General features: G+C 73.6%; 8 protein-coding genes and 1 pseudogene. 3 read left to right on the forward strand and 6 right to left on the reverse strand.

What is annotated here, in order from left to right:
- Positions 1 to 499: hypothetical protein (locus tag KS423_RS25465; RefSeq protein ID WP_374120032.1), on the forward strand; the 499-nt coding region annotated here is incomplete at its 5' end.
- Positions 500 to 661: 162 nt separating this feature from the next.
- Here the strand turns inward: KS423_RS25465 and KS423_RS25470 are convergent.
- Positions 662 to 1,075: pseudogene (locus KS423_RS25470) on the reverse strand (TrmH family RNA methyltransferase); the annotation flags it as partial.
- A 10-nt stretch (positions 1,076 to 1,085) separates the two neighbouring features.
- Between KS423_RS25470 and KS423_RS25475 the strand changes: the two are divergent.
- Positions 1,086 to 1,226 (forward strand): hypothetical protein, encoded by a 141-nt coding sequence (locus tag KS423_RS25475; RefSeq protein ID WP_224282099.1) that lies wholly within the window; start codon positions 1,086 to 1,088, stop codon positions 1,224 to 1,226.
- A 261-nt stretch (positions 1,227 to 1,487) separates the two neighbouring features.
- On the opposite strand, the gene KS423_RS25480 is transcribed toward KS423_RS25475, so the two are convergent.
- The 3 genes from KS423_RS25480 to KS423_RS25490 form a co-directional block, all read right to left on the reverse strand.
- On the reverse strand, positions 1,488 to 3,068 hold the full coding sequence (locus tag KS423_RS25480; RefSeq protein WP_224282100.1) for a Na+/H+ antiporter: 1,581 nt from the start codon (positions 3,066 to 3,068) through the stop codon (positions 1,488 to 1,490).
- A 289-nt stretch (positions 3,069 to 3,357) separates the two neighbouring features.
- Entirely contained in the window at positions 3,358 to 4,224 is an 867-nt protein-coding gene (locus KS423_RS25485; protein ID WP_224282101.1) for an NAD-dependent epimerase/dehydratase family protein, read from the reverse strand.
- Between the two features lie 229 nt (positions 4,225 to 4,453).
- Positions 4,454 to 5,359: an RNA methyltransferase gene (locus KS423_RS25490; RefSeq protein WP_224282102.1), complete on the reverse strand. Its 906-nt coding sequence runs from the start codon at positions 5,357 to 5,359 to the stop codon at positions 4,454 to 4,456.
- Between the two features lie 89 nt (positions 5,360 to 5,448).
- On the opposite strand from KS423_RS25490, the gene KS423_RS25495 reads away from it, so the two are divergent.
- Positions 5,449 to 8,190, forward strand: coding sequence for a SpoIIE family protein phosphatase (locus KS423_RS25495; protein ID WP_224282103.1), 2,742 nt, complete (start codon positions 5,449 to 5,451; stop codon positions 8,188 to 8,190).
- 47 nt (positions 8,191 to 8,237) lie between these two features.
- Here the strand turns inward: KS423_RS25495 and cobA are convergent, their stop codons facing one another.
- On the reverse strand, positions 8,238 to 9,485 hold the full coding sequence (cobA, locus tag KS423_RS25500) for a uroporphyrinogen-III C-methyltransferase (RefSeq protein WP_224282104.1): 1,248 nt from the start codon (positions 9,483 to 9,485) through the stop codon (positions 8,238 to 8,240).
- Positions 9,486 to 9,588: 103 nt separating this feature from the next.
- On the reverse strand, positions 9,589 to 11,584 hold a 1,996-nt coding region (gene cobT, locus KS423_RS25505; RefSeq protein ID WP_224282105.1), incomplete at its 5' end, for a nicotinate-nucleotide--dimethylbenzimidazole phosphoribosyltransferase.

Genomic DNA, 11,584 nt, shown 5'->3' on the forward strand with positions numbered 1-11,584 from the left:
GGCGCGCGGGGCCGCGGACGGCGGGCTGACGCCGCCGCAGGCGCCGGTGCCGGCGGTGGACTGGCCCAACCGCAGCTACTCCGACGGGGCCGGCGGGCCTGCCATCGCACTGCAGAACGGGCACTCGGTCGGGGCCGGGCCGCAGGTCGCGCTGAGCGCGGTGCTGCCGGCCCGGTACAAGGACCAGCCGGCCGCGGTGGTCGTCCTGCGGCGGGCGGAGGGCTCGGCGCCGGTCGACCTCGTCCAGCTCTACACCTTCGCCGGGGACGCCCCGGTCGCCACCGCCTCCCGCACCTCGGTGGCGGACCCGCAGGCGGCGGCCACCTGGCGACTCGACGGCAGCACGGTCGTCCGCGAGGAACGCGCGGCCGCCACCGGCGCCGTCACCTCCACCCGCTACGCCGTCCGTCCCGACGGCACCCTCGACGAATCCTGGCCCGGGGCCACCACCCAGCCCCCCGCCGCCGCCCCAGCCCCACCGACCGCCCCCGCAGGCTGACCGCGGGAAGCCGGGCGGGCCGACCTGCGGCGCAGCGCTGTCGGCAGCGGCCGGGCGGTAGCGCGGTCGCTGCGGCACAACACCTCGTCGACACCGAAGCGGCGTGAGAGGTCGAGCGGGCCGAGTCCCGGCACGAGGACCGCACCCACCACCGGGGCGAGGTTATGGGGTGGGGATGGTGACGGCGTAGAAGGCCACGGCTGCGGCGGCGCCGACGTTGAGGGAGTCGATGCCGTGGGCCATGGGGATGCGGACGGGGTGGTGAGCGGCGGCGATGGCGCGGGGAGTGAGGCCGTCGCCCTCGGCGCCGAGCATGAGGGCCGCCTTGGGGAGGCCGTGCGGGGCGAGGCTGTGGAGGTCGACGGCGTCGTCGGCGGGGGTGAGGGCGAGCAGGGTGAAGCCGGCCTCGCGGACGGTGTCGAGCGCGGCGGGCCAGGGGTCCAGGCGGGCGTACGGGACGGCGAAGACGGCGCTCATGGAGACCTTGACGGCGCGCCGGTAGAGCGGGTCGGCGCAGTCGGGCGACAGCAGGACGGCGTCCATGCCGAGGGCGGCGGCGCTGCGGAAGATGGCGCCGGCGACCTTGATGACCACCACGCACGCCACCCGGTCCCGCGCCGACCTTGCCGGGTTCCTCACCGGTGCCGCGCAGAGCGTCTCCGGCATCCTCACCGCCGACTACCCGGCCTCTCCGCCTGCTCCCCCAGCGGCGCACGGGCCCGAATGATCCGGGCAGCTGCTGGGCCGCCGCTATGGCGTGTGCAAGCCGGTCGCCTGTGGCCACGTCCACGGGCCAGCCGGGGACATGGCCGAGGGTGGCGATGACCTGTTGGTACGCGGTACAGGTCGGTACCAGGCGGGTGAGGCCCCAGGTCTTGTGGGCGAGCACGCGTAGCGGGGCGAAGATGCCGCCGGCGGCCTGCTGCTCGCTCTGGGCGCCGATCCGGGGCGGCCGCCCGTACGGGCCCCCGCTTTCGCCGGCCGGTGGTTACGGCGGCGGATCGGTGAAGTCACTCAGGGCCAGCTCGACCCTGATCTCCTCGATGTCCAGGAGCAGCTGCAGTCGGCGCAGGACGATGTCGTCGATGCTGCGCTGGTCCCGCAGGCGGATCAGGGCGCTGCGTTTGACGCCGATCAGGGCGCGGCGCAGTTCGAGCCCGGCACGCGCGCCGGAATCGTCCAGTGGTTCCGCGTCCTCGGCGGCGTACTGGCGCAGTTCGCTCAGGATGGCCTCGGCGGTCTTCGGCGGCGTTTTCAGGCGCTCGGCGTGCTCGGGGAGGGCTTCCACTGCGGCGGCGGCGATGTGGCGGTGGGCGCGGCGTTCCTCGGTGGTCTCGTCGGGATCTCCGTGCAGTCCGGACCAGCGGATCACCGCAGGCATGGTCGTCCCCTGGAGGACCAGTGTGACCAGGATGACGGTGACGGCGGTGAAGACCAGCAGACCGTGTCCCGCGAGCGGCCGGCCCGCGGTGGTGGTGGCCGGGACGGCGAGGACGGCCGCCAGCGACACGGCCCCGCGCACCCCGCTCCAGGCGAGTGGGAACCTCTGCCGGGCACCGGTCCGCAGTGTGCGCTGGACGGGGCGGCGGTCGACGGCGCGGATGACGTAGGGCACCGAGTACTGCCACAGCACGCGGGTGGCGATCACCACGCCGCTGACCAGCAAGGCGGTGATGGCCGCGTGTCCCGGGGAGACGGAGCCGATCGCGCTGACGATGGCGGGTGTCTGAATGCCGACCAGGACGAAGAGAGCGCTGTTGAGGATGGAGGTGCTCACCTCCCAGAAGCAGGTGATCTGCACTCGCGCGCCCGCGCTGATCACCTTGGGGCCCGCCTGGCTGAGGATGAGACCACAGGTGACCACTGCCAGGACGCCGGAGACGCCCACGGCCTGCGCGGGCAGATAGGTGGCGAACGGGGTGAGCACGCCCAGGGCGTTCTCCACCGTGCGGTCCCGCAACCGCCTGCGCAGGGCCACGACGGCGGCGGCACATGCGGAGCCGATCGCGACACCGCCCACGTAGGCGAGCAGGAATCGCACGGCGGTACCCGACCAGCTGACGGCCAGTTGCTGAACGGCGACGCCGACCACCACCGCGTACAGGGCGAGCGCGGTGCCGTCGTTGATCAGGCTCTCCGCCCGGAGGATGGTCCGGACCCTGCGGGGCAGCTTCCGGGCGACCGTCGCCACGGCGATGGCGTCGGTGGGGGCGACGACAGCACCCAGGACCCAGGCGAGCGGCCAGGAGAGGCCCAGCGCGTGCCCCACCGCGGCCACGGCGGCAGCGGTGGCCAGCACCAGGCCGGTCGCGAGCAGCACGATGGCGCGCAGGTTCGTCCGGATCTCACGGAGCGAGGTGGTCAGCGACTCCCAGTAGAGCAGTGGGGGCAGGAACAGCAGCAGGACCACCTCGGGAGGCAGGGCCAGCCGGTGGAAGTCGGGGGTCAGGCCGATCAGGCAGCCGCCCGCCACCAGCAGGACCTGCTCGTTCCACTGCAGGCGGCGAGCCAGCCACGTCATGGTCAGCACGGCCGCGAGGACCACCACGGTGACTTCCAGGCCACGCATCCGGCACCGCCTTCCTGCTGGGGCAAGCAGCCCCTCTCCCTCGTGACCGGCCGTTGCCCGGTGCCCGCCGGGTACCTCTCCTCCCATATTGGACGGCTGTCGGCCTTCGGAGACGGGAGGCGGACGACGACGGCCGAGAAGGCAGCCAGACCGCGGACATGGAGGAGGCGCCGCTTGAGCAGGGTCTTGCCAAGATCCGGCACGCCGCCCCAGGGGCAACACTCGGCGCGGTAGGGGTGAGAGTGTTGTCCGGGCACCGCACCTACCGGGCGGCCGGGCCGGGTGTGGTTCAGCTCTGGGCGAGTTCGGCCAAGGCGTTGAGGTGGGTGGGCGTCCAGCCGAGCTCGTGGCGGGCCCGGGCGCCGGTGAGCTGCTGGTCGAGGGCGAACGCCTCGGCGATCGGGCCCATCCGCCGCACGGCCTCGTCAAGGGACAACGAGTCGATCCTGCCCGGGCATCCCGCGGCGTGGCTGAGGGCCCGGGTGATGTCCGCCAGCAAGAGGTTCTGTCCGCTGACCCCGGCGTAGGCGGAACCAGCCGGGGCGTTCATGGCCAGGACGAACAACTCGGCGATGTCGTCGACGTGAACCAGCGCCCAGTGATTGGAGCCGTCCCCGACGCAGGGCACGGCACCGGCGGTGCGCCCCGGCTCGACGAAGAACAACTGCACCAGCCCGCCGGAACGCCCGTAGACCAGCCCCGGCATCACCACCACCGGATGCTCTCCGGTGGCCACCCGGGCGAGCACACGCCTTTCGTTCTCCAGACGCCAGGCGGTGATGCGCGGCGGGTTCAGCGGGGCGTCCTCGTCGACGGCCCCGTCGGTGTTGCCGTACACCCACACCCCGCCGGTATGCACGTAAGGACGGCTTCCCGCACCCTCCTGCAGTGCGTGCGCCGCGGCCCGGTCGATCTCTGCCGTGCCCTCGGTGTAGTCCACCCCGAGATGGATGACCCCGTCGGCCTGGCGGGCCGCCTCCCGAAGGACGTCGGTGTCGGTGAGCGCCCCCGCGACAGGGGTGGCGCCCAGGTCCGACACGATGCGCGCAGAGTTCTCGCTGCGCGCCAGCGCCGTCACCTTCATACCGTGCCGGATCAGCGCCACGACGGTGGAGCGGCCGATGTAACCGGAGCCGCCTGTGATGAAGACCCGCATCGCTTTCACCGTCCTTTCGGATGGCAGCGGGATGTCCGCCACTGCTCAAGCCTTGCAGACCAAAGACTCCACAGCCCTGCAAGAGCCCACGCCTCGTGGGCTCGACTCCGCGTCGCTGTGGGCAAGTTCGCTCGCCGTCCCGACCCTCGCCGATACCGCTTCGGGGTACATCACCGGTGATCCGCCGGGTTGGAGGAGCGTGGGGAACCCATGAGTTGCCCTGAGCGATCTACCGGACCAGCTCACCTCGCGGGCGGGTCGCGTAGAAGGCCACCGCCGAGGCTGCTGCGACGTTGAGCGAGTCGACACCGGCATCCATAGGGATGCGGACATGCTCGTCGACCGAAGCGAGTGTCGTGGCGGCGAGGCCGTCGCCCTCCGTGCCGAAAACCAGGGCGAGCTTCTCGTCGTCCCGCGAAGCGAGTTCATCGAGGGTGATCGCCTTGTCACTCAGGCACAGTGCCGCGACCGTGAAGCCTGCGGAACGCAGGATCTCGATGTCCTTCGGCCAGGCCTCCAGGCGAGTCCACGGCACCTGGAAGACGGCGCCCATCGACACCTTCACGGACCGGCGGTAGAGGGGATCGGCACAGCGCGGGGTGAGGAGGATCACGTCAACGCCCAGGGCAGCTGCATTCCTGAAGGCCGCCCCCATGTTGGCGTGATCGACGATGTCCTCGAACACGGCGACGCGCCGAACTGCATGTTCTGGTAGACCCAAAGGCGATACCGCGCCGAGGTTGGTGTGGTCGACCAGGCCCTCCAGCACCGCGACTCGCCGGGCCCCGGCGAGCACGTGCGCGGCGTCCGGAAGGGGCTTGCGCTCCATCGAGGCGAGGGCGCCGCGGTGCACGTGGTAGCCGGTGACGGCTTCGGCGAGCGCGGGCTCGACCACGTGGACGGGGGCATCGGCCTCGGCGATGACGTCGCCCATGACCTCCAGCCACTTGGGGGTGAGCAGCATCGACCGCATCCGGTAGCCGGCGGCGAGGGCGCGGCGGATGACCTTCTCCCCCTCGGCGATGAAGAGGCCCTCGGCGGGTTCGCGGCGGCGGCGCAGCTCGACGTCGGTGAGGCCGGTGTAGTCGGCGAGTCGGGGGTCGGCCGGGTCGGTGATGGTGCGGGGTTCGGACACCCTGCGATCTTGCCAAGCCCGGGCGGGGAAGGCCAAACGGCCGAGAGAGCGAGGTGGTCCTCGGCTGGCCGTAGTGCAAACATGGCCATATGGCCCGAAATCCGGGCCGATCCTGGGCTGCGTCGGCCTCTGGCGCCACTGGCTCCGCCGGCTCCTCCGGTGGGCGCCCACACGGTCGGCCGCATCTGCCGCGCGCGAAGCGGCGGTGGCCGGTGTGGCACCGGTCGGTGGCGGGGCAGGTGTTCGCGCTGCAGATCCTCGTCGTGCTGCTGGTGGTGGTGGCGGCAGCGGTGACACTGGTGGTGCAGTCCCACAGCGACGCCGAGCAGAGGGCGCGCAGCCGTTCGGTGGCGGTGGCGCAGGCCTTCGCCAACTCCCCGGGCATCGTCGCCGGGCTGCGTTCCCCCGACCCGACGGCCGTCCTGCAGCCCAGCGCGGAGGCCGCACGGGTCAGCTCTGGTGTGGACTTCATCGTCGTACTGAACGACCAGGGCATCCGCTACACCCACCCGAACCCTGCGCGGATCGGCCAGAAGTTCGTCGGCGCCTACGAGCCGGCGCTGCAAGGCCACGTGGTGACGGAGCAGCTCACGAGCACGCTCGGCTCGCAGGTGCGGGCGGTGGTCCCGGTGCACGCACCGGACGGCTCGGTGGTCGGGGCGGTCTCGGCGGGGATCACCCTGAGGAACGTCAGCAGCACGAGCGAGCGCCAGCTGCCGGTGGTGCTGGCCGCGGCGGCGGCCGCGGTGGGGCTGGCCACGCTCGGGACGGCGCTGATCAGTCGGCGGCTGCGGCGCCAGACGCACGGGCTGGGCCCGGTCGAGATGACCAGGATGTACGAGCACCACGCGGCGGTGCTGCACGCGGTGCGCGAGGGGGTGATGATCGTCGGCGGGGACGGGCGGCTGCTGCTCTGCAACGACGAGGCGCGTCGGCTGCTGGACCTGCCGCCGGACGCCGAGGGCCGCCCGGTGGCCGAACTGGGCCTGGAGCAGGCACCGCTGGAACTGCTGGCCGCCGGCCGCCCGGTGACCGACGAGGTGGTGCTGTCCGGGGAGCGGCTGCTGGCGGTGAACGTGCGGCTGATCGGCCAGGCGGGCGGCCCGCCCGGCTGCGTCGCCACGCTGCGCGACTCCACCGAACTGGCGGCGCTGTCCGGCCGGGCCGAGCGCGCGCAGCGGCGGCTGCGGCTGCTGTACGACGCCGGGGTGACGGTGGGCAGCACGCTGGACGTGACGCGGACGGCGGAGGAGCTGGCGCAGGTCGCGGTGCCGCGGTTCGCGGACTTCGTCACGGTGGACCTGGCGGACCAGGTGCTGACCGGCGAGGAACCGCCGCCGGGCTCCTCGCTGGGGCGGATGCGCCGTGCCGCGGTGGCCGGCGTACGGGACGACGCGCCGTTCTACCCGGTCGGCACGGTACTGGACGTGGTGCCCGCGACGCCGCTGGCCAGGGCGCTGCACAGCGGGGAGCCGGGTATCGAGCCGCACCTGCCGCAGGCCACCCGGTGGCGGGAGCAGGACCCGGAGCAGTCGGCCCAGGTGCTGGCGTACGGGGTGCACTCGCTGGTGCGGGTGCCGCTGCGGGCCCGCGGGGCGCTGCTGGGGGTGGCCCGGTTCTGGCGGGCGCAGCGGGCTGAACCGTTCGAGTCGGAGGACCTGGCGCTGGCCGAGGAGCTGGTGGCGCACGCGGCGGTGTGCATCGACAACGCCCGCCGCTACACCCGGGAGCACACCATGGCGGTGACGCTCCAGCACAGCCTGCTGCCGCGCAGACTGCCCGAGCAGACCGCGCTGGACGTGGCGCACCGCTACCTGCCGGCCCACGCCGGGGTGGGCGGGGACTGGTTCGACGTGATCCCGCTGCCGGGCGCGCGAGTGGCGCTGGTGGTCGGGGACGTGGTGGGGCACGGGCTGCACGCGGCGGCGACGATGGGCCGGCTGCGCACGGCGATCCACAACTTCTCGACCCTGGACCTGCCGCCGGACGAACTGCTGGGACACCTGGACGAGCTGGTGAACCGGATCGACCAGGACGAGGCGGCGGGCGGTGAGCACGCGGAGCTGGCCGGGGCGACCTGCCTGTACGCGATCTACGACCCGGTGTCGCGGCGCTGCACGCTGGCCACCGCCGGGCACCCGCCGCCGGCCGTGGTGGACCCGCAGGGCCGGGTGGTGTTCCCGGAGCTGCCGACCGGGCCGCCGCTGGGGCTGGCGGTGCTGCCGTTCGAGACCGCCGAGCTGGAGCTGGCCGAGGGCAGCCGGCTGGTGCTGTACACGGACGGGCTGGTGGAGGGCCGCGAGCGGGACATCGACGAGGGGCTGGAACTGCTGCGGGCGGCGCTGTCCGGGCCGCCGCGGACGCCCGAGCAGACCTGTGTGGACGTGCTCGGGGCGATGCTGCCGGAGCACCCGGAGGACGACATCGCGCTGCTGGTGGCGCAGACCAGGGTGCTGGCGCCGGACCGGGTGGCGCAGTGGGAGGTGCCCTCCGACCCGGCCGCGGTGGGCGAGGTCCGGGCGGCGGTGGCGGAGCGTCTGACGGCCTGGGGGCTGGCGGAGGCCGCGTTCGTGACCGAGCTGATCCTGAGCGAGCTGGTGACCAACGCGATCCGGTACGGTTCCGGGCCCATCCGGGTGCGGCTGTTGCGGGACCGTTCGTTGATCTGCGAGGTGTCGGACGGCAGCAGCACGTCGCCGCACCTGCGGTACGCGGCGACCGAGGACGAGGGCGGGCGCGGGCTGTTCCTGGTCGCGCAGTTCGCGGACCGCTGGGGGACGCGCTACACCGCGACCGGGAAGGTCATCTGGACGGAGCAGCCGCTGGAGTAGCCGTGGAGTGGGAAGTCGGACCAGCCGACTTCCCACTCCACGTGTGCCTACTTCCGGAAGGCCGCGGCCAGCACGTTGACGACGTCGCCGACGACGATGACCGCCGGGGGCTTGACACCCTCGGCCTCGACCACCGCGGCGACGGTGCCGAGGGTGGCGTCCACCCGGCGCTGGGCGGCGGTGGTGCCCTCCTGGACGATCGCGACCGGGGTGTCCGCCGACCGGCCGTACTCGACCAGCCGGGCGGCGATCGCACCGATCTTGTCCACGGCCATCAGCAGCACCAGGGTGCCGCTCATCTTCGCGGCGGCCTCCCAGTTGGTGAGCGAGCGCTCGTCGTCCGGGCCGACGTGGCCGGAGATCACGGTGAACTCGTGCGTCATGCCGCGGTGGGTGACCGGGACGCCGGCCGCGGCGGGGACGCTGATCGAGCTGGAGATCCCGGGCACCACGGTGACCGGCAGCCCGGCCTCCGCGCAGGCCAGCAGTTCCTCGCCGCCGCGGCCGAAGACGTACGGGTCGCCGCCCTTGAGCCGGACCACGAACTTGCCGGCCTTGGCGTGCTCGACCAGGGTGCGGTTGATCGCCTCCTGGGCCATGAACCGGCCGTACGGGATCTTGGAGGCGTCGATCACCTCCACGTGCTCGGGCAGTTCGGCGAGCAGTTCGCGCGGGGCGAGGCGGTCGGTGACGACCACGTCGGCGTCGGCGAGCAGCCGCCGGCCGCGCACGGTGATCAGGTCCGGGTCGCCGGGGCCGCCGCCGACCAGGGCCACGCCGGCCCCGTGCGAACGGTACTGGCGGGCGGCCAGCGAGCCGTCCCGCAGGCCGTCCACGATGGCGTCGCGCAGGGCGGCGGAGTGGCGCGGGTCACCGGTGAGGACGGCGACGGTGGCGCCCGCGTCGCGCCCGCTGGCCGGGGTCCAGGCAGTGGCCGCCGCGGCGTCGTCGCTGCGGGAGCAGAACACCCGCTCGCGCTCGGCCTCGGCGCTGACCGTCTCGTTGACGACCGGGTCGTCGGTGGCGACCAGGGCGTACCAGGTGCCGGCCAGGTCGCCGTCCCGGTACGGGCGGGCGTGCCAGGTGAGCTCGCCGGCGTCGGCCATGGCCTGGACGGCCGGGGTGGTGGTCGGCGATATCAGGTGCAGGTCGGCACCGGAGGCGATCAGGGCGGGCAGCCGCCGCTGGGCGACCTGGCCGCCGCCGACCACGACGACGCGGCGGCCGGCCAGCAGCAGGCCGACCGGGTAGGGGGTGCGGCCCTCGGTGCTCGGGTGCGGGGTGGGCGCGGTCATCGGCGGTGCTCCTGATCGGGGGGTGAGGGTGTGGGGACGGTACGGCACCGCTCCGCGGTCCGGCGCGCCCTCGGGCCGGTCCGCGGAGCGGTGACGGGGTGCGTCAGGCCTTCTCGGTGACCCCGGCGGAGTCGAAGGTTGCTACATCGTGCATCGCCCGGGCCGCGCTCTGCACCAGCGGCAGGGCCAGCAGGGCACCGGTGCCCTCGCCGAGCCGCAGGTCCAGGTCGATCAGCGGGCGCAGACCGAGCTTCGCCAGTGCGGCCTGGTGGCCGGGCTCGGCGGAGCGGTGGCCGGCGATGCAGGCGGCCAGCACCTCGGGGGCGATGGCCTTGGCGGCCAGCGCGGCCGAACCGGCGATGACGCCGTCCAGGACCACCGGGGTGCGCAGCGAGGCGGCGCCCAGCAGGAAACCGGCCAGGGCGGCGTGCTCCAGGCCGCCGACGGCGGCGAGAACGCCGACCGGGTCGCTCGGGTCGGGCTGGTGCAGGGCCAGCGCGGCGCGGATGACCTCGATCTTGCGGGCGTGGGTCTCGTCGTCGATGCCGGTGCCGCGGCCGGTGACCTCGGCCGGGTCGAGGCCGGTGAACACCGAGATCAGGGCGGCCGAGGCGGTGGTGTTGGCGATCCCCATGTCGCCGGTGACCAGCGCCTTGTTGCCCGCCGCGACGAGGTCGCGGGCGGTCTCGATGCCGACCTCGATGGCCTTGAGGGCCTCCTCCCGGGTCATCGCCGGGCCCTGGGTCATGTCGGCGGTGCCGGGGCGGACCTTGCGCGGCAGCAGGCCGGTGGCGCGGCCCTGCTGGACGGCGTCCGGCAGTTCGGCGGCGACGCCGACGTCGACCACGCAGACCTCGGTGCCGATCTGCTTGGCGAAGGAGTTGATCACCGCTCCCCCGGCCAGGAAGTTGCCGACCATCTGGGCGGTCACCTCCTGCGGCCAGGGGCTGACACCCTGGGCGTGCACGCCGTGGTCCCCGGCGAAGATCGCCACGCAGGCGGGTTCCGGGATCGGCGGCGGGCACTTGCGGGACAGGCCGCACAGCTGGGCGGAGATGATCTCCAGCATGCCGAGCGAGCCGGCCGGCTTGGTCATCCGCTTCTGCCGGTCCCAGGCCTCGCCGAGCGCCTTGGCGTCCAGCGGGCGGATGCCGCGCAGGGTCTCGGCGAGCAGGCTCTGCGGCTCCTCGCCGGGCAGCGCGCGGTTGCCGTACTGCTCCTCGTGGACGACCCAGGACAGCGGGCGCTTCTTGGCCCAGCCCTGCTGCTCCAGCTCCGGCTCGTCCGGGAACTCGTCGACGAAGCCGACGCACAGGTAGGCGACGACCTCCAGGTGCTCGGGCAGGCCGAGCTCGCGGACCAGTTCCTCGTCGTCGAAGAAGCTCACCCAGCCGACGCCCAGGCCCTCGGCGCGGGCGGCCAGCCAGAGGTTCTCGACGGCCAGGGCGGCCGAGTACGGGGCCATCTGCGGCTGGGTGTGCCGGCCCAGGGTGTGCCGGCCGCCGCGGGTGCGGTCGGCGGTCACCACGATGTTGACCGGGGTGTCGAGGATGGCCTCGATCTTGATTTCCTTGAACTGCTTGGCCCGGCCCTTGGGCAGCGAGTCCGCGTACGCCTCGCGCTGGCGCTCGGCCAGGGCGTGCATCCGCCTGCGGGTCTTGGCCGAGCGGATCACCACGAAGTCCCAGGGCTGCGAGTAGCCGACGCTGGGCGCGGTGTGGGCGGCCTCCAGGACGCGGATCAGCACCTCGTGCGGGATCGGGTCCGGGCGGAAGCCGTTGCGCACGTCTCGGCGCTCACGGATCACCTGGTGGACGGCCTCGCGGCCGGCCTCGTCGTAGCCGGGAGCGGCCGGGCCGCGCGGCTCGGCAGGCTCCTCGGGCTGCTGCTCCTGAGCCTCCTCGGCGACGGGCTGCGCGTCGGCGGGCTGCTCCTCGGAGGCCTCGGTGGCCTCCGGGTTCCCGGCGGCGGGCTGCTCCGCCTGCGGCTGCTCGGCGACGCCCTCGGCCGGCGTCTCGGCGGGCGTCTCGGCGGCGGGCTCCTGGACGGACTCGGCCTCGGCAGCGGGCTCCGCGACGACGGCCACGGGCTCGGCCTGC

The organism is Streptomyces sp. LS1784, assembly GCF_020103755.1.
In the GTDB taxonomy this organism is placed as follows: domain Bacteria; phylum Actinomycetota; class Actinomycetes; order Streptomycetales; family Streptomycetaceae; genus Kitasatospora.